This is a genomic window from Pseudomonas urmiensis, from assembly GCF_014268815.2.
GTDB classification, from domain to species: Bacteria; Pseudomonadota; Gammaproteobacteria; order Pseudomonadales; family Pseudomonadaceae; genus Aquipseudomonas; species Aquipseudomonas urmiensis.
The window spans coordinates 2,676,364-2,699,732 of record NZ_JABWRE020000001.1 but is presented as its reverse complement, the minus strand read 5'-3'; the positions used below and the strand labels follow the sequence as shown (position 1 = coordinate 2,699,732).

Sequence of the window (23,369 nt, the reverse complement as noted above, 5' to 3'; positions counted from 1 at the left end):
CACACCCGGGTGAAACTGGGGGCTTGGTCTGGCTCAATCAGGCAGCCATTCCTGCAAGGTCAGCTCGATGGTGATGAACGACAGGTTGCGGCCACGTTGCAGCCTGCCGGCGAAGATATTGCCGTCGGCGTCGGCCACCACCGCTTGCAGGCGGCTTTCGCCCAGGGCGATCTCACCGCTGAGGCTGAGAATCTCCACCCCAGGCCCCGGCACGTGGATGTCCTGCATGCCACTGCGGCCCAGGTAGTGCAGCTCGGCGTCGATCAGGCTGCCCAGCCCGCCGCGCACTACCGCCAGGCTGATGCCGTGGCTGGCACAGAGCGCCTCGGCGCTGTCGATGATGTCTTCGTTGGGCTTGAGCCGGGCCACCACCAAGCGGCCCAGGCGGCCGCTTTGTACCTGGGATTCAGCCTGGGTTGCTGCAAGGTTCATGACGCCTCCTGGAACACCGGATGGAGCAGGTTGAAGTGGGTTTCAGCGTCGGGCTGGACCTGATAGGCGACCTGATCGAACAGGCACAAGCGCAGCACCAGCGGTTCGCTGCCGACGATCAGCCGGTCGAGCACCAGGTGGCCGCCATGCTGCTGGCCATCGCGGTCGAGAAAGCCTGCGTGGCAGTGCAGCAGCGGTGCTCCAGCGGCGTCGCGGCCGACCGTCAGCGCGCCGCTGACGAAGGTGATGTAGCCATCGAGGACCACCGCTTGGCCATAGTCGTAGGGCCGCTGTTGGTCTTGGGTGGTGACCATGCGGTGATAACTCAGGTGCGCCGCACCGCCACACAGGATGCGCCCGACCGCGCTGCCATAGCGACGGCCCTCGAGCACCTTGAGCAGGCCCTCGGCGACATTGCAGGCCAGCGGCAGGACCACACGCAACTCCTCGCTGGCTGGCACTTCGCAGTCCAGCAGGCGCGGCTGTTGTGGCTCGCCGCCATGAATGAACACGCGCACCCCGGCGCGCTGTTCGAAATGCGGGGTCATAGGGCAGGCTCCTCGCTGGCTTCGAGCAGGGCGCGGATCTGCTTCTTGACGATCTTGCCGTAGCCCGACTTGGGCATTTGCGACCAGCGCACGAAGCGCTTGGGCCATTTGTAGCGGGCCAGGCGCGGCTGCAAATGAGCCAGCAGCTGCTCGTCGCTGACCTCGGCTGTGACCACGATCACCGCACAGCCACATTCACCCCATTTCTCGTCAGGTAGCCCGAGCACGGCAACTTCGTTGACCGCCGGATGGGTGAGTAGGGCCTCTTCGATCTCCCGCGGGTAAACGTTGGAGCCGCCGGAGATGTACATGTCCGAAGCGCGGCCGGTGATGAACAGGTAGCCCTGCTCGTCGAGGTGGCCGAGGTCGCCGGTGTGGAACCAGCCAAAACGAAAGCACGCCGCGTTGGCCTCGGGGTTGTTGTAGTAGCCGGCAAACACCGCCGGGCCGCGCACGCAGATTTCTCCATCGCTGCCGGTGGGCAGTTGATTGCCGTGCTCATCGAGGATCGCCACCTGCATGCCGGTGCGCGGGTAGCCGCAAGAGCCGACTTTGGCCTGCGGCCCGTCCTCGGCGTCGTGGCAGTCGGCAGGTAGCACGGTGATGTTGCCGGTGACCTCGCCCAGGCCGTAGTACTGCACCAGCACCTTGCCCAGGGTACGCAGGGCGTGGCACTGATCGGCGCGGTACATCGGCGCGCCTGCATAGATCACATAGCGCAGGCTGCTGTGGTCGTAGCGCTCGACGGCCGGGTCTTCGGTGAGCATCTTGACGATGGTCGGCACGGTGAACAGGTTATCTATCCGGTGCTCCTGGACCAGGCGCCAGGCCTCGTCGCAGTCGAGTCGGTCACTGGCGGGCAGCACGCAGGCGGCGCCGCGGGCGACGTTGATCAGCGCGTGGATGCCAGCGCCGTGGGACAGCGGTGCGAGCACCAGCGAGCGCGATTGTGCGTTCAGCCCAGGCATCAGGTCGGCCAGGTGGTTGTTGATCACGAAGGCCATTTGCCCGTGGGTCAGCACTCCGGCCTTGGGGTGGCCGGTGGTGCCGGAGGTATAGAAGAACCACAGCGGGTCGTGATAAGTCACTTCGGCTGGGCGGAAATCCGCTTGCAGCGCGGCGCCCTCATCGAGCAGCGCGTCATAGCTCAGCTCGCCTGTACGCGGCGCGCCGATGGCGATGACCTGTTGCAGGGCAGGGGAGGCAGCGCCTACGGCGTCGACGTAATGCGCCATGCCTTCGTCGTAGAGCATCGCCACCGCGCCACTTGAGCTGCCCAGGTAGGCCGCCTCAGGCGGGGTGATGCGCACGTTGGTGGGCACCCAGACCATGCCTAGGCGAAACGCCACCCAGGCGCTCTCGAACAACTGCAGGTTGTTGCGCGAATGCACCAGCAGGCGATCACCCTTGCGCAGCCCGCGCGCGCGCAATGCCGCGGCAACGCTGTCGACCCGGGTCAGCAACTGGCGCCAGCTGTAGCTTTGCCCTGCACGGATGAAGCCAGGCGCGTCGGGCAAGCGGCGGGCGATCTGGGCAAGCAATTCGCCCAGGTTCATCACATTGTCGATACCGCTGATCATTGCACGGCCTCCAGGATGCTCACGTAATTGGTAACCGCTGCGCCGCCCATGTTGAACACCCCGGCGCGGTCAGCCCGAGGCAGCTGCATGTCGCCGGCCTGGCCCGTCAGCTGCATGGCGGCCATCACGTGCATCGACACGCCACTGGCGCCGATCGGATGGCCCTTGGACTTGAGCCCGCCCGAAGGGTTGATCGGCAGGCGGCCGTCCTTGCGGCTGATGCCTTCGGCGATGATCCGCGCGCCCTGGCCGCGTTCGGCCAGGCCCATGGCCTCGTATTCGAGCAGTTCGGCGATGGTGAAGCAGTCGTGGGTTTCCACCAGCGACAGGTCCGCCAGCGTCAGCTCGGCGTGCGCCAGGGCCTGCTGCCAGGCCCGCGCCGCACCTTCGAAAACCGTCGGGTCGCGCCGCGACAGCGGTAGGTAGTCATTGACCTGGACCGCTGCGCGAAAGCCCACGGCGTGTTGCTGGCCGTTCAGCGCGTCGACCCGGCTGATCACCAGCGCGGCCGCGCCATCGGTGATCAGCGAGCAGTCACTGCGCTTGAGCGGGCCGGCGACAAATGGGTTTTTCTCCGAGGGGGTGCGGCAGAAGTCGAAGCCAACATCGCGGCGCATGTGCGCGAAGGGGTTGAGCGCGCCGTTGGCGTGGTTCTTGGCTGCGATCATGGCCAGCGCATCGGACTGATCGCCATAGCGCTGGAAGTAGGCCTGGGCGATGTTGCCGAACACGCCGGCAAAGCCATTCTCGATCTGCGCTTCCTCGCGGGCATAACAGCACTTGAGCAGGATCTTGCCGACCTCGGCGGTAGGCAGGCCGTTCATCTTTTCAAAGCCCACCACCAGCGCATGCCGGGATTGCCCGCTGAGCACCGCCTGCAATGCCGAATGGATCGCTGCCGAGCCTGTCGAGCAGGCGTTTTCCACCCGCACCGAAGGGGTGAAGCGCAGCGCCGGCAGGTGGTTGGCCAACAGTGCGGAGGGGAAGTCCTGGTAGATCAGGCCAGCATTGAAATGGCCGACATGCACCGAGTCGATCTGCTCGGCATCGAGGCGGGCGTGGCTGAGGGCGCCGATGGCGGCGTCGGCCATCATCTGCTCGGGGTCGATATCGGCAAACTTGCCGAAGGCGGAGTGGTACCAGCCGCTGATAACAGGCGAATCCATGAGGTGCGTCCTCGCTTGATGGAGAGTGCGAGGTCGATAGCAAGGGTGGTGCCAAGGTCGTTTCGAGGCGTCTGCGTTGAGGCTTTGGCGCGTGCCCGGGGTGTCCATTGGTAGCGTTTAGCCGCCTACAGGTGTCGCCTTGGCCGCGCAGGCGACAGTTCAAGGAGACACCTGTTACACCCAAGCGCCGTGTATGCCTGCTCGATCACACTGTCACTGCCCGCCGAGTGAAATTTTATTTGCTAGCTAAAACATAGGCTTGAATAGCTTCTGGGGTGTTTGCACAGCGCTGCGCGTAGGTGCTGGCGAGCAATGGCACCCGTATTGCTAACAACACCTGCATCGTCGCTGCAATTCGATCAATAAGAACAAATAGGTCAGGAGAGCTTCATGAGCGATTTCACCCGCCGTTCCTTCATCAAGACGGCCTCACTGGCATCGGCCGCTGTCGCTGCCGCCGGGATGGGCCTGTACAGCGGCAATAGCCGCGCCGCCGACTTCAAGCTGAAGTTTGCCAACAACCTGCCCATCAGCCACCCGATGAACATCCGTGCCCGGGAAATGGCCAAGGCGATCAAGGAGGAAACCAACGGCGCGCTGAGCGTGCAGGTGTTCCCCAGCAGCCAGCTGGGCAGCGATACCGACACCCTGGCCCAGGTACGCTCTGGCGCGGTCGACCTGTTCTCGCTGTCGCCGGTGATTCTCGGCACCCTGGTGCCGTCGGTGCAGATCAGCGCGGTGGGTTTTGCCTTCAAGGACTACCAGCAAGTCTGGAGCGCAATGGACGGCGCCCTTGGCGAGCACGTGCGCGGTGAGATCGCCAAGACCGGTACGCTGTTTGCCTATGAGCGGATGTGGGACAACGGTTTTCGCGTCACCACCACCAGCACCCGGCCGGTGGCCAGCCCCGATGACCTGCGCGGGATGAAGCTACGGGTGCCGCCGAGCCCGATCATCATGTCGATTTTCCGCGCCCTGGATGCAGCGCCGACCAGCATCAACTTCGCCGAAGTCTACTCGGCGCTGCAGACGCGCATCGTCGAAGGCCAGGAGAACCCGCTGACCCTGGTGTCCTCGGCCAAGCTCTATGAAGTGCAGAAGTATTGCTCGCTGACCAACCATGTCTGGGATGGCTTCTGGATGCTCGGCAACAGCGCCTCCATCGGCCGCCTGCCGCCTGAGCTGCAAGCGGTGCTGCGCAAGCACATCGAGGCGGCGGTGCTGGCCCAGCGCGATGACCTGGCCAAACTGGAAGGCACTACGCGCGACACCCTCAAAGGCAAGGGCCTGGAGCTGGTCGACTCGCCCGCCGAGCCGTTCCGCGCCAAGTTGCGCAGCGCCAATTACTACGCCGACTGGCACGAGAAGTTCGGCGACGAGGCCTGGGCCATTCTTGAGCAGTTCTCCGGGAAACTGGCCTGATGAGCGCGCCAGCGGTCACGGCCTCCAACGTTTCGCAGCGCCTGCCGGCCCGGGTGCTGATCTGCCTGAACACCTGGACCATGCGTGTGGTCGGGGTCATCGCCGTCACCTTGATGGTGATCGAGACCCTGGTGCTGCTGGCGGGGGTGATCGCCCGCTATGTGCTGCACAGCCCGTTGATCTGGTCCGACGAGCTGGCGTCGTCGCTGTTCATCTGGCTGTCGATGTTCGGCGCGGTGCTGGCGCTGGACCGTGGCGAACACATGCGCATGTCGGCGGTGGTGAACAAGTTGCCGGCTGCCTGGCGCGGCTTCAGTGAAACCTTGTCGGCGCTGATTGTCTGCCTGTTCGTGGCGATGATCATTTCTCCGGCGATGCAGCATTCGCATGAGCAGATGTGGATTACCACGCCCGCCTTGGGCATCCCTGACGGGGTGCGCGCGGCAGCACTGCCGGTGGGCGCGGTACTGATGCTGTTGGCGGCGGTAGCGCGCATGGCACGCTATTCGACAGTGCGCCAGTTCATGGCCGGGCTTGCGGTGGTGGCGGTGGTGGGGGCGGCGTTGTGGCTGGCCCAGCCATTGCTGGCGGCGATGGGTAACTACAACCTGGTGGTGTTCTTCCTGGTGCTGCTGGGGGCGTGCGTGTTTGGCGGTATCCCGATTGCCTTCGCCTTCGGTACGGCGACCATGGCCTACCTGGCCCTGGCCACCCATGCGCCGCTGTCGATCGTGGTCGGGCGCATGGACGAGGGCATGTCGCACATGGTGCTGTTGGCGGTGCCGCTGTTCGTCCTGCTGGGGGTGGTGCTACAACTGTCGGGCATGGCCCGCACGCTGATCGACTTCATGGCCTCGCTGCTCGGCCATGTGCGCGGGGGCCTTCAGTACGTGCTGTTGGGGGCGATGTTCCTGGTGTCGGGGATTTCCGGCTCCAAGGTCGCCGACATGGCTGCGGTGGCACCGGCCTTGTTCCCCGAGATGAAGCGGCGCGGCTCCAAGCCAGAGGAGCTGGCAGCGCTGCTGTCGGCTACCGGGGCGATGACCGAGACCATTCCGCCAAGCCTGGTGCTGATCACCATTGGCGCGGTGTGCAGCGTATCGATCACCGCGCTGTTCATTGGCGGCTTGATGCCGGCGGTGGTCGCGACAATCGCTATCGCGGTGGTCTGCTGGTGGCGGTCACGCAAGGAAGACGGACCGAAGATCGAGCGCGCACCGCTGTCGCGGGTGGCCAAGACCTTCCTCATTGCCTTGCCCGCATTGGCGCTGCCGCTGCTGATCCGCGTGGCGGTGCTCGAAGGCGCCGCGACCGCCACTGAGGTGTCGACCATCGGCGTGGCCTACGTGGTGTTGGTCGGCCTTGCCATGCACCTGTTCATGCGCCACATCGAGTTCGCCCGGCTGTACCCGATGCTGCTGGAAGCGGCGGCGCTATCGGGGGCGATTTTGCTGATCATCGGCATGGCCTCGGCGATGGCCTGGGCACTGACCCAGTCCGGGTTCTCTGCCTCGTTGGTCGAGCTGATCGAGGAAATCCCTGGCGGCACCTTTGGCTTCATGTTCGTCACCATTTTGGTGTTCCTGATTCTGGGCAGCGTGCTCGAGGGCATCCCGGCGATCGTGCTGTTCGGCCCGTTGATGTTCCCGCTGGCGGAAATGCTCGGTATCCATCCGGTGCACTACGCCATGGTGGTGATCCTGGCGATGGGCGTGGGCCTGTTCGCACCGCCTTTGGGGGTCGGCTTCTACGCCGCCTGTGCGATCAGCAAGACCTCGTCCGATCACGTTATACGCAGGGTTTGGGGTTACCTGGGGGCCTTGCTGGTGGCCCTGGTAGTGGTGGCCTGCTTCCCATGGATTTCCATTGGTTTCCTTTAAGAGAGGGCTGTCATGAGCCAAGCTGCGAAAACAACGATGTATGCGCCAGCCCACGGCCGGGTTGCGCTGGTGACGGGGGCTGCGATGGGTATCGGTGCGGCCATCGCCGAACGCCTGGGTCACGACGGCCACAGCGTGGTGGTGGCCGATATCAACCTGGCGGCGGCCGAAGAGATGGTCGCTGGGCTGCGGGTGCAGGGCATCGAGGCCCAGGCCATGGTCATCGATGTCGGCGATGGGCAGTCGATCAGTGCGCTGTTCGCCCAGCTGCGCGAGCACTATGGGCGCTGCGATGTGCTGGTCAACAATGCTGGCGTCGCCCGCACCCAGGCGTTTCTCGATACTGAGCTTGAGGGTTGGCAACGGCTGATGAACATCAACCTGACCGGCACCTTGCTGTGCAGCCAACAGGCGGCGCAGTTGATGCGCGAGCAGGGCTGGGGGCGGATCATCAACGTCGCTTCGATCAGTGGCATGCGCGCGAGCATGGGACGTACTGCTTATGGCACGTCGAAGGCAGCGGTGATTGGCCTGACCCGGCAGATGGCGATTGAACTGGCTGAGCATGGCATCACGGTTAACGGCATTGCACCGGGGCCGGTGGATACGCCACTGACCCAGACCCTGCATTCGGCGGCGACGCGTGAGTCGTATGCGCGGGCGGTGCCTCTACGCCGCTATGGCACGCCGGCGGAGATGGCGGGGGCGGTGGCGTTTCTGGCTTCTGAGGATGCCTCGTACATCAGCGGGCATGTGATCCCGGTGGATGGTGGCTTCATGGCTTCGGGGATCCTGGAGATCTGATCTGGCAGTGCCGGCCTCATCGCGGGGCAAGCCCGCTTGTATGGTTAGACTTGAAGGGGTGGTGGGACTAAATGCCCGATTCTGACTGTTCGCAGCAGTACAGACCGTGGGAGACATCGCCCCACCCCTTCCACCAAAGCGCCGATAAAGAATGCATCGTTTGCAAGCGACGATAGAAGCAAGCCAGCGCCTCTTGGTGAAACCCCTTCAAGCCGAAAAACCTTAACGTGGAGAACCGCCCATGGCAATGCAGGCAGGCAAACTGATCGTGGGTACGGACGTCGCAAAGGCTGAGTTGGTTATCCATCACGACGCTAGTGATGAGGTAATCAAACTGAAAAATTCAAAACCCGACATCAAGCGATGGTTGAAACAACAGCCGCTCAACACGGCTATCGCAGTTGAAGCGACCAACGTCTATCACTTGGACCTGGTCGAGTTAGCCCATGGTGCGGGTCTTGAGGTTTATGTCATTGATGGCTTTCAACTGAGCAACTATCGGAAAAGTGTTGGAGGACGAGTCAAAACTGACCCTTCTGATGCGAGATTGTTGTCCCGGTTCTTGAGAAACGAAGGGGAAGATCTTCGCCCCTGGAGCCCCCCTCCCGCCGTCTACGGCAAGGTCCAGAGCCTTCTGCGACGCAGAGCTGCCTTGGTGACAGCGCGCACTGCAATGACTCAGAGCTGGGCCAATGAAAGCCTTTTGAAGAGCGCCTTCGAAGTGTTCGTCAAATCGATAGACCGCCTCGATTTACTGATTCAGAAAAAACTTAAGGACGTGCTCCGAGAAGCCGGACTACAAGAACAAGTGGCTCGCTGCCAAGCCGTAGAAGGAATTGGTTTTCTGACCGCTGCGGCATTAGTCATGGCCTTTGTCAGAGGCGAATTTAAAAACAGTGACTCCTTCATCGCATTCCTTGGAATGGACCTGCGAGTTAATGACTCTGGGCAGACGAATGGACGTCGTCGCCTGACAAAGCGGGGATGTTCAGAGATCCGTCGTTTGCTGCACAACGCGGCAATGTCCGCCAGCAGGTCGGCCGCTTGGAGAGACCTTTATGAGCAGCATCGAAACAGCGGTAAAGCAACAACCCAAGCCTTGGTCATCTTGGCTCGAAAGCTTGCCCGCGTGGCTTTCGCCCTGATGAAAAATCAGGGCGAATACATCACCAGAGCTATGAAATTGGCTTGCCCATAACCATAGAATCTCCCACGCTACTCATGTTCAGTCAGTGTACCGGGCGCGTGGGAGCGGGCTTGCCCCGCGATGAGGCCAGTACCGACACCCCAGCAATCACCCCTCCAACCCCCGCTGCGCCTGATCCTCGCGCGTTGCCTGCTCGCCCGCCTGCAGCGCCGTCTCGACAAAGGTGGCAATGCACGGGTTGTGGTTATCGGCCTTCCACACTGCCACCACTTCGATCACCGGCGCGTGCTTCAACGGCTTGAAGCTGGTGGTGGCCAGGCGCATGTTGCGCATCGAGCGCGGCACGATGGCGACCCCTAAGCCTTCACCCACCAGGTTGACGATGGTCTGCTGCATGTTGATCTCCATGCCGATGTTCGGCGTCACGCCGTGCTGCAGGCAGTAGTTGAAGATCATGTCGTGCAGCGCCGGGGCAATCCGCCTGGGCACGATGATGAACGGCTCGCCGGCCAGCGCTTGCGGGTCGATCAGCTCGTGTTCCATCAAACGATGCCCAGGCGGTAGCACCAAGGTCATTTCTTCGCGGTACAGGGTCACCGTCTCCAGGCCACTGCAATCCTGCGGCCGGTACATGATCGCCACGTCCTTGTTGCCACTGCTGATGTCCTGGGCCAGGTCCAGCGGCAAGGTCTCGGTCAACTTGAGGTTGACCTGCGGATACAGCGCTGCGTAGCGGCGGGTGATGGCCGGGGTGATGCTGTAGGCGGTCGACATCATGAACCCCACCGACAATTCGCCAGCCGCCCCGCGCGCGGCGGCCAGGGCATTGCGCTTGGCCTGCTCGAAGGCGGCGAACACCGTGCCGGTGTCCAGGTAGAAGCGCTGGCCGGCTTCGGTCAGCTCGACCCGGCGCCGCGAGCGATCGAACAATTTCACCCCCAGTTCCTCTTCCAGCAGGGCGATCTGCCGCGACAACGGCGGCTGCGAGATGTGCAGGCGCTCGGCTGCGCGGCCAAAATGCAAGGTCTCGGCCAGGGTGCGGAAGTAATGCAAATGGCGCAGTTCGATCACGTTGATGCTCGCAAAGGTATCAATGGATGCTTGATTATGTATTGGAAAATATAAGTGCGCCTACCTAATGTGATCAGGCAACACCCCTTCGGCCCCGGCCGCGCCACAAGCGTCGCCCGCCGACATAGTCACAAGCTATAGAACAATAAAAGGTGACGCTGATGCATTCCCTGACTGACCCTGCTGTGCCGTACGCCACCACCGCCGAAACCGATATCGCCCATGACAGTGACCCGCAGGTGCGCCAGGCCTTTCGCCGCGCGTTGCGCCTGATGGAGCGTGGCATTGCCGTGCTGATCCGGGGCGAGACCGGTACCGGCAAAGAGATTCTTGCCCGTGCCCTGCATGCCCACAGTCAACGGCGCAACGCCCAACTGGTGGCGCTCAACTGTGCCTCGATCCCCGAGACGCTGATCGAAAGCGAGCTGTTCGGCTACAGCCGTGGTGCCTTTTCCGGCGCGTTGCCGGGTGGCAAGAAGGGCAAGGTCCAGCAGGCGGATGGCGGCACCTTGTTTCTCGATGAGATCGGCGATATGCCCTACGAGCAGCAGACCCGTCTGCTGCGGGTGATCGCCGAGCGTGAAGTGACCCCGCTGGGCGCCGAACGCAGCCTGCCGGTGAATTTCGCCTTGGTCTGCGCCACCCACCAGGACCTGACCGCGCGGGTGGCCGACGGCAGTTTTCGCGAGGATTTGTTCTATCGCATCGCCACTGGCGTGGTGGAGCTACCGCCGCTGCGCGAGCGCACCGATCGCGGCGAGTTGCTGTGCAACATGGTTGCTCATGAACTGCCCGGTTGCGATCCGCGCCAGGTGATCAGCGCTGAAGTCTGGTCGCTGCTGCTGACCCACGCCTGGCCCGGCAACCTGCGCCAGATGCGCGCGGTGATCCGCTATGCCTGTGCGGTGATGGAAGGTGCGCGGATCCAGCGCGGCGATCTGCCGGTGGACTTCCTCGCCCAGTTGCCGCCTGCCTCAGGCGCAGTACGTCCGGTGATGCCTAATGTCACGCCGATTCGCCCGATTCGCCCGACTCGCGCAGGCGATGAGCGCGCCGATGTGCTCGAAGTGCTGCAAGCCTGTCGCTGGAACATGTCGGCGGCGGCGCGTGAGCTGGGTATCTGCCGGCCATCGCTGTACCGGGTGCTACGGCGCCTGGATATCCCTCCGCTCAAGGAACAGTTGGCGCTGGGCGCCTGCCGCAACGCCTGATCCGCATCACCCACTGATCGCACAGATCCAACGCCCCTTGCCGTGCAGGGGGCGGGCCTGACTTCGACCTCATGAAGGAATAACAACAATGAATGCCGCTGCCGCTTACGCCCCTTTGAACTTCACCCTGACCGGCCGCACCGCCTTAGTGACGGGCGCCGCCCGCGGGATTGGCCACGCCATCGCCGTCGCGCTTGGCCACTGCGGGGCGCGGGTCGCCCTGGCCGATCTTGATCCACAGGCCGCGGAGCGTGCGGCCGAACTGCTGCGTGCACAGGGGATCGAGGCTATTGGCGTGGGGGTGGATGTGGCAGAGGAGCAGCAGGTGCAGGCGATGGTCACGCAGGTCGAGCGACTGTTCGGTGGGGTCGATATTCTGGTCAACAACGCCGGGATCGTTTCTACAGCGCCGCTGCTGGAGCTGACCACGGCGGAGTGGAATCGGGTCATGGCGATCGATCTCAACAGCGTGTTCTTCTGTGTCAAGGCGGTGCTGCCGGGGATGATGGATCGGCGTGCCGGGCGGATCATCAACATCGCTTCGGTAGCCGGTAAGCGCGGGGGAGGGTTGTTGGGCAACAGTTGCTATGCGGCGGCCAAGGGTGCGGTGATCGCCCTGACCAAGGGGCTGGCGCGTGAGGCGGGGCCGTTCGACATTACTGTAAACGCAGTGTCGCCGGCACTGACCGATACCGAGATGACCAGCGTGCTGGCGCCGCAAGCTCGGGCGCAGGTGCTGGCGCAGATGCCGCTGGGGCGTGCTGGGACGCCACGGGATATTGCTGCGGCAGTGTGTTTCTTGGCGTCGGCGGAGGCAGGCTTTGTCACCGGTGAGATCATGGATGTGGATGGCGGGTTCATGCGCGACTGAGCGATGCTACGGGCGCAAAGCTAGTAGGCGCGGGACAATCCCGCGCCTACAGATCGGCGTGTGCCTTAGCGGCCCTGCCAGATGCCGTAGCCAGTAAGGCGCTCACGATCATGGGCCAGGCTGAAGTCCTGTAGCGGCCCTTTAGGCACGATGCCATTGGGGTTGATGGTCTTGTGGCTCATGTAGTAGTGCTTCTGGATATGCTCCATATCCACGGTGCCTGCCACTCCAGGCCACTGATACAGCTCACGCAGCCAGTTGGACAGATTCGGGTAGTCGCTCAACCGTCGCAGGTTGCACTTGAAGTGGCCATGGTAGACCGCATCGAAACGCACCAGGGTGGTGAACAGGCGCACGTCGGCCTCGGTCAGGTATTCACCGGCCAGATAGCGCTGGCGGCTGAGCAGCGCTTCCAGGTAGTCCAGTTCGTTGAACACTTCGTCGAACGCCGCTTCATAGGCCTCTTGGGTGGTCGCGAAACCTGCCCGGTACACGCCGTTGTTCACTGCCGGATAGATGCGCTCGTTCAACGCTTCAATGGTTGGGCGCAGCGCTTCGGGGTACAGGTCAAGACGATTGCCGGTCAGCTCATCGAAGGCACTGTTGAAAATGCGGATGATCTCGGCCGACTCGTTGTTGACGATGCGCTTTTGCTTCTTGTCCCACAGCACAGGCACGGTCACTCGGCCGGTGTAATTGGGGTCATCCTGGGTATAGCGCTGGTGCAGGTAGTCGAGGCCGTCGAGCTGATCGCCGCTGGAGCCATTTTGCTTATCGAAAGTCCAGCCGTGCTCGCCCATCAGCCAACTGACCACCGAGACGTCGATCAGCGGCTCCAGGCCTTTGATCGCGCGGAAAATCAGGGTGCGGTGTGCCCACGGGCAGGCCAGTGACACATACAGGTGATAGCGGCCGGCTTCGGGGGCGGGCAGCTGATTACGCCGTTGTGCGTTCTCGCGCTGGAACGCGCCGTCCTTGCTGGTCTGGTACCACTGGTCATGCCAGCGGCCATCAATCAAAAGGCCCATGGTGAGCTCCTCGGAACAAAGTTGTTTGTCGTTGGAGCCCAGTCTAGGGCTTATCGTTCGAATAAATAGCGCAAAGACTGCGCTGTTCTTATCGAATTAATTGATGTTTTTGCGCTCCGCCCAGTAAACACGGGCATTGCCGAAAGCCTGCTCGCGATCTTGCCCAAGCCCGCGCAGGGCCAGGGCCATGGTTGCGATCACCGCCATTTCGCCGTAGCTGTCTTGCGCTTCGCCGCGCCAGACCGCAAGCAGTTGCTCAGGCTGCAGGCTGGCCGGTTTGACATGGCGCTGGGCGCTCATGGCCGGCCACTCTTCGTCCCAGTTCTCGCCGCCGCTGGTGCCGTACAGATGGCTGGCAACGTCCGGGTTGATCTCGATCTCGCCGCCGTCACCTTTGATCACCACGGCGTGGTCGCCCAGCAAACGGCTGGCCTCGCGGTGCACTGCCTGGTAGCCGGGGTGGAAAATGCTTTGCAGGCCGCAACGCGCTGCCAGCGGATTGAGCACCCGGGCCAGCGAGTGAATCGGCGAACGCAGGCCCAAGGTGTTGCGCAGATCGATCATTCGTTGCAGCTGGGGCGCCCAGTCCTGCAACGGGAAGAAGGCCAGGCGCTGTTCATCGAGGGCGTTGGAGACCGCTTGCCAGCTGCGACACAGCGGAATTTCCAGCAGGGTCAGCAACTGCTCGGTGTACATCCGGCCTGCGGTGTGGGCGCCACCGCCATGCAGCATGATCCGCACGCCATTGCCGGCCAGGCACTTGGCCGCCAGCAAATACCAGGGTAGATGGCGCTTTTTGCCGGCGTAGCTGGGCCAGTCCAGATCGACAGCGATGTTCGGCGCTTGCAGGTGCGTGCGCAGCGCCTCGGTGAACCCAGCCAGCTCCTCGGCGCTTTCTTCCTTGTGCCGCAAGAGCATGAGGAAGGCGCCCAGTTGGGTATCCTCGACCTTGCCTTCGAGCAGCAGGGTCATCGCCGCGCGGGCCTCTTCTCGGGTCAGGCCGCGGGCGCCGCGCTTGCCTTTGCCTAGGATGCGCACGAATTCGGCGAAGGGGTGTTCGGCTGGCGTTTCCAGGGTGAGCGGGCGCAGTTCGGCGCAGAGTTCGGTCATATGCAATTGGTCGGCTTGGGCAGGCCCGCCAGCTTGGCGGCGAGTTTGGCGGGAGTGCCGTTGAACAGGCGATTGAGGTGTGGGCTGTTGCCTTTTTCCGCGCCCAGCTTGAGTGCGGTGTACTTGATCAGCGGGCGGGTGGCTGGCGACAACTCGAACTCCTGGTAAAACTGGCGCAGCAGTTCGAGGATCTCCCAGTGATCCTGGCTCAGGGCGATGGCCTCGCGCGCAGCCAAGGCCTCGGCGACGGCGGGGGACCAGTCGTGCAGGTCGACCAGAAAGCCGTCCTTGTCCAAAGCGATCTGCTGATCGCCGACAGTCAGGGTGCTCATAACCAGCTATTTACCTTGTCATACTTGAGCGACAGCGCAACGAAGGCCGGGTAGTCCACGGCTTCGGCCAAGGCACCATCAATGCCGCCAATGCCGCGGGCCTGCAGGTCTTCGTCGAGCGCGTACAGCCGAGCCTCCAGGCTGGCCGCTTGCAACAGCCGCTGTGGCTCAGTGCCGTTACGCAGGGCGTAGACCGCATCGCCGCACAACAGCAGCGCATCGTCAGCACCCAGCAAGCGCAGGCAGCTTTGCAGGCGGTTGTCGCCAAACGGTGAGTGGGCAATTACATGCAGGGTCGTCATCAGAGCGTTACCACCTGGTCGAATCGGGCAATCAGTGCGGCCAGGGCCGCGTCGTCCAGCACTTCTACCGGCAGCGCCAGTTCGCCACTTTCCAGGCCGCGCTCGGCCAGGCTATGACCGCAGGCGAACAGCGCCTCGACGCCAAACATCGGCAGTGCCTGCAGGTTGGCCGCAAGGTTCTTCTGCTGCACCTGTGCCGGTTGCTGACCTTCGGCCAACTGGAATACGCCATCATCGAGAAACAGCATGCCCAGCGGTAGGTCGAAGGCACCGCCGGCCAGGGCAATGTCCAGGGCTTCGCGGGCAGAAGGGCCGTTCCACGGTGCCTGACGGCTGATGATCAATAAGGATTTGGCCATTTCAATCGCCTCCGAAACAGACCAGGCGGTCGGCAACTTGCGCCGCCTCGTGCAACTGGCCAAGGCCGGACAGCTCCCACGGCGCTGGCAGGTTCACGGCAGGGCGCTGGTAGCGGTTGGCTTCGGTCTCGTCCAGCACGCCACGGCGCAGGGCGGCGGCAATGCACACCACTGCGTCAAACTGATGCTCGCTGATGAAAGTGCGCCACTGCGCGGCTACGTCCAGTTCGTCCTGGGGTGCGACGACGTTGGCCGAGGCGCTGTGCACCCCGTCCTGATAGAAGAACAGGCGGGCAATCTCATGCCCGCCGGCCAGCGCCGCTTCAGCGAAGCGCAGGGCGCGGCGCGAGGAGGGCGCATGGGCTGGGGAAAAAACCGCGATGGCGAATTTCATGGGAGGCTCTTGCAACGTAATGCGGCCATGATAAAGCAAAAAAGCCCGGATAGAGTGCGGGGCAAGCCCGCTCTCACGTCAATCCTACCAACAGGACGAGCAACGTGAGAGCGGGCTTGCCCCGCGATAGCTAACGCTCAGTCGACGCTTAGTGCTGATCCTTGCTCTCTGGCAGGAACCAGTTCAGCACCAGGGCGCAGATGCCGCCGGTGGCCACACCCGACTCCAGCACGTTACGCAGCGCAGCAGGCATATGCGCAAGGAATTCTGGCACCTGCGCCACGCCCAGGCCCAGCGCCAGGGACACGGCAATGATCAGCAGCGCACGGCGATCCAGACGGGTGCTGGCCAAGATATTGATACCCGAAGCCGCCACGGCGCCGAACATCACCATCGCCGCGCCACCCAGCACTGGCTCAGGCACTGCCTGGATTACCCCGGCAACGCTTGGGAACAGGCCGAGCAACACCAACATGGCTGCGATCCAGATGCCGATATGACGGCTGGCGATACCGGTCAGCTGAATCACCCCATTGTTCTGGGCGAAGATCGAACTGGGGAAGGTATTGAACACCCCGGCCAGCAGCGAGTTGGCGCCGTTGACCAGCACACCGCCCTTGATCCGCTGCATCCACAGTGGCCCTTCGACCGGCTCGCGCGACACTTTGCTGGTTGCAGTGACGTCACCAATGGCTTCCAGCGAAGTCACCAGGTAGATCACCAGCATCGGAATGAACAGCGCCCAGGAGAAACTCAGGCCGAAATGCAGTGGCATCGGCACCTGGAACACAGCAGCCTCGTGCATACCGGTAAAGTCCAGGCGGCCCAGATAGCCGGCCAAGGCATAGCCAACTGCCAAGGCAATAACGATGGCGCAACTGCGCATCCACACTACCGGAATGCGGTTAAGCACCACGATAATCGCCAGCACCACACCCGACAGCAGCAGGTTCTCGCCATTGGCGAAGGTGCCATTGCCCATTGCCGTGAAGCCACCGCCCATGCTGATCAGGCCAACCTTGATCAGGGTCAGGCCGATCATCAGCACGACGATGCCGGTCACCAGCGGGCTGATCAGGCGTTTGACGAACGGCAGGATACGCGACACGCCCATCTCGACGAACGAACCGGCGATTACCACACCGAAGATCGCCGCCATTACCCCTTCAACCGGCGTGCCTTGCTTGACCATCAGCGCACCACCGGCAATCAGCGGCCCGACGAAGTTGAAACTGGTGCCCTGCACGATCAGCAGCCCCGCACCAAACGGGCCGAAGCGCCGGCACTGGACGAAGGTGGCGATACCCGAGATCACCAGCGACATCGACACGATCAGGTTGGTATCGCGCGCCGACACGCCCAATGCCTGGCAGATCAGCAGGCCCGGGGTCACGATCGGCACGATGATCGCCAGCAGATGCTGCAGTGCAGCCAGCATGCCGATCAGTGGCCGCGGCTTGTCCTCAAGGCCAAGGACCAGTTCATTGGCAGGCGCTGGCGCGCCGGGCCCGTGTTCGATGGAACTCATGGGAAGCTGCCCCGGAAGAAAAAAGGAGCGCATTCTACGGGGCGCTAGGCAATTGGGGTAGGCCCCAGGCTCATTTGCCGCTTACTGGGCGATTTCGTGTTCGCCCCCCCGCAGTTTCAACTCGTGGGAGCGGGCTTGCCCCGCGATGAGGCCAGCGCAAACAACACACCATCTGGGGCGCACAAAAAAGCCCGCCGAAGCGGGCTTTGCGTTACTCGATCAGCAACATCGATCAGTCATCACGACCCATGATGCCAAACAGCTGCAGCAGGCTGATGAACAGGTTGTAGATCGATACATACAGGCTGATGGTCGCCATGATGTAGTTCCGCTCGCCGCCATGAATGATGGCGCTGGTCTGGAACAGAATGCAGACCGACGAGAACAGAACGAAGCCAGCGCTGATCGCCAACTGCAGGCCGCTGATCTGGAAGAAGAAGCTGGCAACCACAGCGCCGAGCAGAACGAAGAAGCCTGCAGTGATGAAGCCACTGAGGAAACTCATGTCCTTGCGGGTGATCAGCACGTAGGCCGACAGACCACCAAACACCAGCGCGGTCATGGCAAATGCCGAGCTGACCACTTCAGCGCCACCGGCCATGCCCAGGTAGCGGTTGAGGATCGGGCCAAGGATGAAGCCCATGAAACCGGTGAGGGCGAAGGTGGAGACCAGGCCCCAGACCGAATCACGCAGCTTGGCGGTGAGGAAGAACAGCCCGTAGAAGCCGATCAGTACCACGAAGATGTTCGGGTAACCGACGCGCATCTGCTGCGCGACGAACGCCATCACACCGCTGAAGGCGAGGGTAAGCGCCAGCAGGCTGTACGTGTTGCGCAGGACCTTGCTGACCTCCTGCTGCTCGACCTGCTGGCCGTGTTGTACGGCATAATCCTGTTCGCGCATGGCGACACTCCTGTGGGGTTGAAACCTATGGATGCTGTGAGCATACCAGAGCCGCCGCAGGCCGCGACACAGAGAGTTTGACAGCTTGTTACATTACGGTATTATGGCGCCGCAAATCTGTTCCGGAAGCGTGGCCGAGTGGTTTAAGGCAACGGTCTTGAAAACCGTCGATGGGCAACTATCCTAGAGTTCGAATCTCTACGCTTCCGCCATATTTTTCAGCAAAAGCCCCGATTATTCGGGGCTTTTGTGTTTCTGGGGTTTGGAAGAGCCCCAGCAATGGCCAATTCCCCGCCGACTCAAGCAATTGTGTGTTCTCCTATGGAAGACCGGCGGAGGCTGTGATAATGGGGGCAATCACAAGGGCCATGTCATGCTGACCATCTCCAATAACGTGCATCTGCCGGATGCCGAAATCGAACTCACCTACATCCGCGCACAAGGTGCGGGTGGGCAGAATGTCAACAAGGTGTCCAGCGCGGTGCACCTGCGCTTCGACATCCCGGCCTCATCGTTGCCCGAGTTCTACAAGGAGCGGCTGCTGGCGCTGCGTGACAGTCGTATCACCGGCGACGGTGTGGTGATCATCAAGGCCCAGCAGTACCGCACCCAGGAGCAGAATCGTACTGACGCATTGGCGCGTCTTGCCGAGCTGATCATTGCAGCCGGCAAGACCGAGAAGAAACGCCGCCCCACCAAGCCGACCCTTGGCTCCAAGACCCGCCGTCTCGAAGGAAAAGCCAGGCGCAGCACTGTCAAGGCTGGTCGGGGCAAGGTCGAGTTCTAGTGCTGGTGGTGCGACGTTGCTGGCAAGTTTCAGTTCTGCTAATGCCTATATCGCCTTAGTGAGCAATGTAGGTTGCGATCTCCTACACCGTCTGTGCAAAAGCTTGAGGTTAGACGGATGATCAATCTTGCAGCGAGGCAGCAGGTCAGCGCAGATTCCTGCCCACTGTAACTTTCGGTTCTTTTCGCTGTCCGATCTTCCCGATGCCGAACCTAGGGTACTGCCTCAGGCGTCGTCTACTATTGATGAAAAGGAGCTTCCAATGTTTTCAGCACGGATTACCGCAGTTTCGCTTTGCTTGGCTACCTTGGGCATGGCCAATGCGGCCCTCGCCGATTCGAAGGCGGAAAATCACAAAACCGCCGTGACTATCCTCGCCATGGAGCAGGTATGCAACAAGGCCATTCCTGGGTTGAACGGCACTGTTGATAACGCATTGGCCAACGAACCGATGGACGATGCGTTGAAGGCCGAGATCATGGCGCTGAGGTCGGCACCGGGCAGCAAGACTCAAATCGATGACATGGCTAACAGGCTGTCGGGCTCCCCGTTGTCGGCACTGGCGGTGGAGCAGGGCACCTGCAAGATGTACGCTGCCAAGTAGTCCTGCATTCCGCTGGTACGCCTTCTCGGTGTATGCCTGAACCGAGATCACCGCCCTCCAGCCTCACTTGTATCCCCAGAGCATGATCGATGATCACCCAGTCGCAACTGATGACCTTGGCGCGGCAAGCAGATGAGGACGTGTTTTCCTGGGCCAGCTTCGTCGCTCAAACCGAGTTCCTATGGCAGGACACGACGCTGGTACCGGATGCTTGCGCCTGGCAAGCCCTCTGGTTCGAGCTGGAAATCGTCAATGCCCTGGCCTTGGCCGAGTGGGACGAGCACGGGCGGCCCGTCGACTGGGCAGATTGCTGGCGGGAGGGCTACAAGCAGCAAGCCCAGGGGTTGTTGGCCGCACTGCTGAAATTGATCAGCTGACATCTTCACTAAGGGACAGCTGACGCTCGTATTCGCGTGATCGAATAAACGCCTTTTCTCAATAGTGGCATGTTGCTGCATTGCGCGCCGAAAATCACAAATAAAGCCCGCCTTTGAGGGCAAATGCTGTTCACTTAAGTCCGGTGTCGTCTGCTTTGGGGCCGCTTTGCGGCCCTTCGCGGGCAAGCCCGCTCCCACAGGTTTAGCGCTTAACCGCGCTTTGCGCGTGGGAGGATGATCCGGCTGACACGGATTGTTACATCTCCCCCAATACTGCTTCTCAATCTCCTGGATTTATCCCTTCTAACTGAGGCGATACGCTGCCCCCCAGCCTTCGAGCGAGCGCCGTTGAGCGCTGAACAAACAGGGGTAGCAGTCACTCGCCCAGGCTGATCTGTTTACGCGGCTTTCCTCTGGCCGATTTCGATCCGGCCCTCGAAATCCTCTTGGTTTCGCCCCTGCCCAAGCACGTCCAATCCGGGACTTGAATGTTCAGCTGCTGATCAGCCCCTCGCGCGTCGTCGACCAACGCTGTCGACCCAGTCCCTTCGCCTCTGGCGCGAGCAGTTTGATTTAACCAAAGGAGTTTAAGAAACATGACGGATGACCAACGCCCCCCAAGCGCAGCGTCGCCGCTACGCACCAGCGCCAGGGTGCTATTTGCCTTGCTCGTTCTGGCCGTATCGCTGGCGCTGATCTATGGCGGCTTCAAGCTGGTTGCACTGGGTGGCTCACGTTACTACCTGATCGCGGGCGTGGCATATTTGCTGCTGGCGGTGCTGTTCTTGATGCGGGCACGTGTGGGCATTGCGCTCTCTGTAGCGATCTTCCTGGCGACCTGTGTCTGGGCGCTGTATGAAGTCGGCCAACTCAGCTACTGGGAGCTGCTGCCACGCCTGGTAGTGCCGGCGATTATCCTGACCTTGAGCCTGTGGGTCGGCGCTGCGCTGCCAAGTGTTTCCGTGAGCACGCGGCGTGTGGCCAATCGGGTGGGTTTTGCGCTGTTGGTGGCGTTGCTGGCCACGTTCGTAGCTGCATTCTACCCGCATGGCGCAATTTCCAATCCGGTCGCGGCGGGCGGTGCCAATGTGGCCGAGGAGCTGGCTAGCGCTCCTGAAAACTGGGAATTCTTTGGCCGCAACGCCTCGGGCACCCGGTTCGCGCCGTACACGCAAATCACTGCTGACAACGTCAACCAGCTGCAAGTCGCCTGGACCTACAGAACCGGCCGCAGAACCACCGGCGCTGGCGCAGGTGTAGACGAAAACACGCCGCTGCAGATCGGCAACGTGCTGTACTCCTGCACGCCAGAAAACCTGGTGACCGCGCTCGACGCCGACACCGGTACGCCGCTGTGGAAATTCGATCCGCAGGCTAAAAGTGCAGAGCATGTGACCTGCCGCGGTGTCGGCTATTACGACATCGATAAGGACGACAGCCTGAGCGCGCAGGCCAAGGCTGCCTATGGCGATGAGCAGCAATGCCGCCAGCGCATCTTGGTATCGTCGGTCGACGCCCGTCTGTTTGCCTTGGATGCGCATAGCGGCACGCTTTGCCCAAGCTTTGGCGACAACGGCTACGTTGACCTGAAGAAGGGCATGGGCCCGACCGAGAACAGCAAGCGCTACCACCCCACGTCGCTGCCGGTGGTCATGGGCCATCTGACGGTGGTTGGCGGCTGGGTGCGCGATATCGTTGCCAAGGAGCCTTCAGGTGCAGTGCGGGCCTTCGATGTACTCAGTGGTGCGCTGGTATGGGCATGGGATGTCGGTGCGCCAGAGAGCGAGGATGCAGCCCAGGCCGAGCACCAGTTCACCCTGGAAACGCCCAACGTTTGGACCGTACCGACCTACGATAAAGAGCTGAACCTGGTCTATCTGCCTACCGGTAACGGACCGCCCGACTACTGGGGCGGTGATCGTAACCAGGCCAAGGAAAAGTACGGTTCGGCAGTGGTGGCGGTGGATGCATCTACTGGTAAGGCCAAGTGGGTTTACCAGACCGTTCACCACGATGTCTGGGACTATGACCTGCCGTCGCAGCCGGTGCTCTACGAGATCAACAATGCCCAGGGCGTGAAGACTCCGGTGCTGATCCAGACCACCAAGACAGGTCACATCTTTGTCCTGGATCGGCGTACCGGTGAGCCGGTCACCGAGGTTGAAGAACGTCCGGTGCCCACTTCGCCAGCCGCTGTTGGCGAGCACTTGTCGCCAACCCAGCCTTACTCCAAAGGGATGCCGGTCATTGGCGCCGAGCCGCTGACCGAGAAGTCGATGTGGGGTGTGTCGACCTTCGATCAACTGTACTGCCGGATCATGTTCAAGGACTCGGTGTACCTGGGGCCCTTTACCCCTCCCAGCGAAAAGCCCTACATCGAGTGGCCGGGCTTGCTGGGTGGGATGAACTGGGGTGGCATCTCGATCGATGAGAACACCGGGATGATGTTCGTCAATGACATGCGCATGCCGTTGCGGATGTCGCTGGTTACTCAGGAAAACACCAAGAACTTCAAGGTTTCGACCGATGAAGTACCTGGCTTCATGGGCACCATTCGGCCACAAGTGGCGGGGATCTACGGCGGGGTGAAAATCGACATCCTGCAGTCTCCACTGGGCGTGCCGTGCAACACCCCTCCGTTTGGCAGCATGAGTGCGATTGATTTGAATACCCAGAAGCTGGTCTGGCAGGTGCCCCTGGGCACCGTGCAGGACACCGGTCCGCTGGGGATCAAGACCCACATGCAGATCCCGCTGGGCATGCCGGCGCTGGGCGGGCCGACCTCGACTGCATCGGGCCTGGTGTTCTTCGCCGGTACCCAGGACTACTACCTGCGCGCGCTTGATTCGGCCACTGGTAAAGAGGTGTGGAAGGCACGCTTGCCGGTGGGCGCCGTGGCCGCGCCATTGATCTACGTATCGCCAAAAACCGGCAAGCAGTATGTGCTGATCTCGGCGGGTGGGATGAGCCATTCGCCTGATGTGGGGGACTACATCATCGCCTATGCGCTGCCAGACAAAGCATCCAAGCACTAAGCACGCCTGACAATAATCCCCGTTCGCGGGGATTATTTTTGCCTGCTGCGGCTGAGCCTATTGCAAGGTCGGTGGCTTCAACGGGCCCTGTAACTGGCCTAAGGTTGCTTCGATGCCGGCAATCACCTTTTCAAGGTTATCGGCTTGTTCATCATTGCCCATCGCTCGCAGTTGATCACGCTGTTGGCGCAAGATAAGCAGGTTCTTTTGCAGGGCGAGCGCTGAAGTAGTGAACGTTTCCATGTCTGTCTCTGGCTGATGGCATCCATGCCGTTGTAGGAATATCCGGACCGTATCAGCCAATTCCAGCCAGTGAAACTGCGTTTTCATACAGGGATTGGTCTGTCGCGGGCTTCATCCTACTCAGCCATCAGAAGCTTCCTACAAGCCTAGGTGAGCCGGTATTGCTAAGTATGTTCAGGATTGCGCCGGCAGGCCAGTGAACAAGCCGCTTGGCGCTCATATCCCCCCCTAGAT

At 61.9% G+C, this 23,369-nt stretch carries 24 protein-coding genes and 1 tRNA gene; 11 read left to right on the top strand and 14 right to left on the bottom strand.

What is annotated here, in order from left to right:
• Positions 1 to 33: 33 nt before the first annotated feature.
• The 4 genes from HU737_RS12015 to HU737_RS12000 are packed head-to-tail and all read right to left on the bottom strand — an operon-like array spanning position 34 to position 3,726.
• On the bottom strand, positions 34 to 432 hold the full coding sequence (locus HU737_RS12015; protein ID WP_186557755.1) for a PPC domain-containing DNA-binding protein: 399 nt from the start codon (positions 430 to 432) through the stop codon (positions 34 to 36).
• Entirely contained in the window at positions 429 to 980 is a 552-nt protein-coding gene (locus HU737_RS12010; protein ID WP_186557754.1) for a PPC domain-containing DNA-binding protein, read from the bottom strand. Before HU737_RS12010 ends, HU737_RS12015 begins: the two co-directional genes overlap by 4 nt.
• On the bottom strand, positions 977 to 2,560 hold the full coding sequence (locus HU737_RS12005) for an acyl-CoA synthetase (protein WP_202885274.1): 1,584 nt from the start codon (positions 2,558 to 2,560) through the stop codon (positions 977 to 979). Before HU737_RS12005 ends, HU737_RS12010 begins: the two co-directional genes overlap by 4 nt.
• Complete coding sequence (locus HU737_RS12000; RefSeq protein WP_186557753.1) at positions 2,557 to 3,726, bottom strand: acetyl-CoA acetyltransferase; 1,170 nt, start codon at positions 3,724 to 3,726, stop codon at positions 2,557 to 2,559. Before HU737_RS12000 ends, HU737_RS12005 begins: the two co-directional genes overlap by 4 nt.
• Before the next feature lie 390 nt (positions 3,727 to 4,116).
• Between HU737_RS12000 and HU737_RS11995 the strand changes: the two genes are divergently transcribed.
• The 4 genes from HU737_RS11995 (at position 4,117) to HU737_RS11980 (ending at position 9,030) form a co-directional block, all read left to right on the top strand.
• On the top strand, positions 4,117 to 5,148 hold the full coding sequence (locus tag HU737_RS11995; RefSeq protein WP_186557752.1) for a TRAP transporter substrate-binding protein: 1,032 nt from the start codon (positions 4,117 to 4,119) through the stop codon (positions 5,146 to 5,148).
• Entirely contained in the window at positions 5,148 to 7,028 is a 1,881-nt protein-coding gene (locus HU737_RS11990) for a TRAP transporter large permease (protein ID WP_202885273.1), read from the top strand. Before HU737_RS11995 ends, HU737_RS11990 begins: the two co-directional genes overlap by 1 nt.
• 12 nt (positions 7,029 to 7,040) lie before the next feature.
• Positions 7,041 to 7,832, top strand: a complete 792-nt coding sequence (locus HU737_RS11985) for an SDR family NAD(P)-dependent oxidoreductase (RefSeq protein ID WP_225915608.1) — start codon at positions 7,041 to 7,043, stop codon at positions 7,830 to 7,832.
• Positions 7,833 to 8,073: 241 nt separating this feature from the next.
• Positions 8,074 to 9,030 (top strand): transposase, encoded by a 957-nt coding sequence (locus HU737_RS11980; RefSeq protein WP_186557780.1) that lies wholly within the window; start codon positions 8,074 to 8,076, stop codon positions 9,028 to 9,030.
• A gap of 96 nt (positions 9,031 to 9,126) precedes the next feature.
• Here HU737_RS11980 and HU737_RS11975 read toward each other — a convergent pair whose 3' ends face one another.
• A complete protein-coding gene (locus tag HU737_RS11975; protein WP_186555078.1) occupies positions 9,127 to 10,050 on the bottom strand; it encodes a LysR family transcriptional regulator in 924 nt (307 codons plus the stop codon).
• A 161-nt stretch (positions 10,051 to 10,211) separates the two neighbouring features.
• Between HU737_RS11975 and HU737_RS11970 the strand changes: the two genes are divergently transcribed.
• Together HU737_RS11970 and HU737_RS11965 are read left to right on the top strand one after the other, a co-directional pair.
• Complete coding sequence (locus HU737_RS11970) at positions 10,212 to 11,261, top strand: sigma-54-dependent Fis family transcriptional regulator (RefSeq protein ID WP_186555079.1); 1,050 nt, start codon at positions 10,212 to 10,214, stop codon at positions 11,259 to 11,261.
• A gap of 88 nt (positions 11,262 to 11,349) precedes the next feature.
• Positions 11,350 to 12,132: an SDR family NAD(P)-dependent oxidoreductase gene (locus HU737_RS11965; protein ID WP_186555080.1), complete on the top strand. Its 783-nt coding sequence runs from the start codon at positions 11,350 to 11,352 to the stop codon at positions 12,130 to 12,132.
• A gap of 65 nt (positions 12,133 to 12,197) precedes the next feature.
• Here the strand turns inward: HU737_RS11965 and HU737_RS11960 are convergent, their stop codons facing one another.
• The 8 genes from HU737_RS11960 to HU737_RS11925 form a co-directional block, all read right to left on the bottom strand.
• On the bottom strand, positions 12,198 to 13,160 hold the full coding sequence (locus HU737_RS11960; RefSeq protein ID WP_186555081.1) for a glutathione S-transferase family protein: 963 nt from the start codon (positions 13,158 to 13,160) through the stop codon (positions 12,198 to 12,200).
• Between the two features lie 96 nt (positions 13,161 to 13,256).
• Positions 13,257 to 14,270 (bottom strand): glycosyl transferase family protein, encoded by a 1,014-nt coding sequence (locus HU737_RS11955; RefSeq protein WP_186555082.1) that lies wholly within the window; start codon positions 14,268 to 14,270, stop codon positions 13,257 to 13,259.
• The gene (locus HU737_RS11950) at positions 14,267 to 14,602 is read right to left on the bottom strand and encodes a TusE/DsrC/DsvC family sulfur relay protein (RefSeq protein WP_186555083.1); all 336 of its coding nucleotides are present in this window, start codon (positions 14,600 to 14,602) and stop codon (positions 14,267 to 14,269) included. Before HU737_RS11950 ends, HU737_RS11955 begins: the two co-directional genes overlap by 4 nt.
• Entirely contained in the window at positions 14,599 to 14,904 is a 306-nt protein-coding gene (gene tusB / locus HU737_RS11945) for a sulfurtransferase complex subunit TusB (RefSeq protein WP_186555084.1), read from the bottom strand. The genes HU737_RS11950 and tusB overlap by 4 nt, the downstream gene beginning before the upstream one ends.
• On the bottom strand, positions 14,904 to 15,263 hold the full coding sequence (tusC, locus tag HU737_RS11940) for a sulfurtransferase complex subunit TusC (protein ID WP_186555085.1): 360 nt from the start codon (positions 15,261 to 15,263) through the stop codon (positions 14,904 to 14,906). Before tusC ends, tusB begins: the two co-directional genes overlap by 1 nt.
• Position 15,264: 1 nt before the next feature.
• Positions 15,265 to 15,657, bottom strand: coding sequence for a sulfurtransferase complex subunit TusD (gene tusD / locus HU737_RS11935; RefSeq protein WP_186555086.1), 393 nt, complete (start codon positions 15,655 to 15,657; stop codon positions 15,265 to 15,267).
• Positions 15,658 to 15,805: 148 nt separating this feature from the next.
• Positions 15,806 to 17,185 carry a nucleobase:cation symporter-2 family protein gene (locus tag HU737_RS11930; RefSeq protein WP_186555087.1) on the bottom strand — a complete coding sequence of 460 codons (1,380 nt, stop codon included), beginning with the start codon at positions 17,183 to 17,185 and terminating at the stop codon, positions 15,806 to 15,808.
• 232 nt (positions 17,186 to 17,417) lie between these two features.
• Entirely contained in the window at positions 17,418 to 18,089 is a 672-nt protein-coding gene (locus tag HU737_RS11925) for a Bax inhibitor-1/YccA family protein (RefSeq protein WP_186555088.1), read from the bottom strand.
• A 124-nt stretch (positions 18,090 to 18,213) separates the two neighbouring features.
• Between HU737_RS11925 and HU737_RS11920 the strand changes: the two genes are divergently transcribed.
• From HU737_RS11920 to HU737_RS11900, 5 genes are all read left to right on the top strand, one after another.
• A tRNA-Ser gene (locus HU737_RS11920) sits at positions 18,214 to 18,301 on the top strand.
• Positions 18,302 to 18,462: 161 nt separating this feature from the next.
• The gene (gene arfB / locus HU737_RS11915; protein ID WP_186555089.1) at positions 18,463 to 18,876 is read left to right on the top strand and encodes an alternative ribosome rescue aminoacyl-tRNA hydrolase ArfB; all 414 of its coding nucleotides are present in this window, start codon (positions 18,463 to 18,465) and stop codon (positions 18,874 to 18,876) included.
• A gap of 262 nt (positions 18,877 to 19,138) precedes the next feature.
• Positions 19,139 to 19,480 (top strand): hypothetical protein, encoded by a 342-nt coding sequence (locus HU737_RS11910; protein WP_186555090.1) that lies wholly within the window; start codon positions 19,139 to 19,141, stop codon positions 19,478 to 19,480.
• Between the two features lie 89 nt (positions 19,481 to 19,569).
• Positions 19,570 to 19,857 carry a hypothetical protein gene (locus HU737_RS11905; protein ID WP_186555091.1) on the top strand — a complete coding sequence of 96 codons (288 nt, stop codon included), beginning with the start codon at positions 19,570 to 19,572 and terminating at the stop codon, positions 19,855 to 19,857.
• A gap of 596 nt (positions 19,858 to 20,453) precedes the next feature.
• Positions 20,454 to 22,892 carry a membrane-bound PQQ-dependent dehydrogenase, glucose/quinate/shikimate family gene (locus tag HU737_RS11900; protein WP_186555092.1) on the top strand — a complete coding sequence of 813 codons (2,439 nt, stop codon included), beginning with the start codon at positions 20,454 to 20,456 and terminating at the stop codon, positions 22,890 to 22,892.
• A gap of 57 nt (positions 22,893 to 22,949) precedes the next feature.
• Here the strand turns inward: HU737_RS11900 and HU737_RS11895 are convergent, their stop codons facing one another.
• On the bottom strand, positions 22,950 to 23,222 hold the full coding sequence (locus HU737_RS11895) for a hypothetical protein (protein ID WP_437182220.1): 273 nt from the start codon (positions 23,220 to 23,222) through the stop codon (positions 22,950 to 22,952).
• Positions 23,223 to 23,369 lie beyond the last annotated feature (147 nt).

Excerpts from the sequence above, each read along its gene's own strand:
- arfB (WP_186555089.1), top strand. The coding sequence starts at position 18,463 with ATGCTGACCATCTCCAATAACGTGCATCTGCCGGATGCCGAAATCGAA.
- HU737_RS11995 (WP_186557752.1), top strand. The coding sequence starts at position 4,117 with ATGAGCGATTTCACCCGCCGTTCCTTCATCAAGACGGCCTCACTGGCA.
- HU737_RS11990 (WP_202885273.1), top strand. The coding sequence starts at position 5,148 with ATGAGCGCGCCAGCGGTCACGGCCTCCAACGTTTCGCAGCGCCTGCCG.
- HU737_RS12000 (WP_186557753.1), bottom strand. The coding sequence starts at position 3,726 with ATGGATTCGCCTGTTATCAGCGGCTGGTACCACTCCGCCTTCGGCAAG.
- HU737_RS11955 (WP_186555082.1), bottom strand. The coding sequence starts at position 14,270 with ATGACCGAACTCTGCGCCGAACTGCGCCCGCTCACCCTGGAAACGCCA.
- HU737_RS12015 (WP_186557755.1), bottom strand. The coding sequence starts at position 432 with ATGAACCTTGCAGCAACCCAGGCTGAATCCCAGGTACAAAGCGGCCGC.
- HU737_RS11960 (WP_186555081.1), bottom strand. The coding sequence starts at position 13,160 with ATGGGCCTTTTGATTGATGGCCGCTGGCATGACCAGTGGTACCAGACC.
- HU737_RS11985 (WP_225915608.1), top strand. The coding sequence starts at position 7,041 with ATGAGCCAAGCTGCGAAAACAACGATGTATGCGCCAGCCCACGGCCGG.
- HU737_RS11965 (WP_186555080.1), top strand. The coding sequence starts at position 11,350 with ATGAATGCCGCTGCCGCTTACGCCCCTTTGAACTTCACCCTGACCGGC.
- HU737_RS11895 (WP_437182220.1), bottom strand. The coding sequence starts at position 23,222 with ATGAAAACGCAGTTTCACTGGCTGGAATTGGCTGATACGGTCCGGATA.
- HU737_RS11980 (WP_186557780.1), top strand. The coding sequence starts at position 8,074 with ATGGCAATGCAGGCAGGCAAACTGATCGTGGGTACGGACGTCGCAAAG.
- HU737_RS11950 (WP_186555083.1), bottom strand. The coding sequence starts at position 14,602 with ATGAGCACCCTGACTGTCGGCGATCAGCAGATCGCTTTGGACAAGGAC.
- tusD (WP_186555086.1), bottom strand. The coding sequence starts at position 15,657 with ATGAAATTCGCCATCGCGGTTTTTTCCCCAGCCCATGCGCCCTCCTCG.
- HU737_RS11930 (WP_186555087.1), bottom strand. The coding sequence starts at position 17,185 with ATGAGTTCCATCGAACACGGGCCCGGCGCGCCAGCGCCTGCCAATGAA.
- HU737_RS11970 (WP_186555079.1), top strand. The coding sequence starts at position 10,212 with ATGCATTCCCTGACTGACCCTGCTGTGCCGTACGCCACCACCGCCGAA.
- HU737_RS11925 (WP_186555088.1), bottom strand. The coding sequence starts at position 18,089 with ATGCGCGAACAGGATTATGCCGTACAACACGGCCAGCAGGTCGAGCAG.
- HU737_RS12010 (WP_186557754.1), bottom strand. The coding sequence starts at position 980 with ATGACCCCGCATTTCGAACAGCGCGCCGGGGTGCGCGTGTTCATTCAT.
- tusC (WP_186555085.1), bottom strand. The coding sequence starts at position 15,263 with ATGGCCAAATCCTTATTGATCATCAGCCGTCAGGCACCGTGGAACGGC.
- tusB (WP_186555084.1), bottom strand. The coding sequence starts at position 14,904 with ATGACGACCCTGCATGTAATTGCCCACTCACCGTTTGGCGACAACCGC.
- HU737_RS11900 (WP_186555092.1), top strand. The coding sequence starts at position 20,454 with ATGACGGATGACCAACGCCCCCCAAGCGCAGCGTCGCCGCTACGCACC.
- HU737_RS11905 (WP_186555091.1), top strand. The coding sequence starts at position 19,570 with ATGATCACCCAGTCGCAACTGATGACCTTGGCGCGGCAAGCAGATGAG.
- HU737_RS12005 (WP_202885274.1), bottom strand. The coding sequence starts at position 2,560 with ATGATCAGCGGTATCGACAATGTGATGAACCTGGGCGAATTGCTTGCC.
- HU737_RS11910 (WP_186555090.1), top strand. The coding sequence starts at position 19,139 with ATGTTTTCAGCACGGATTACCGCAGTTTCGCTTTGCTTGGCTACCTTG.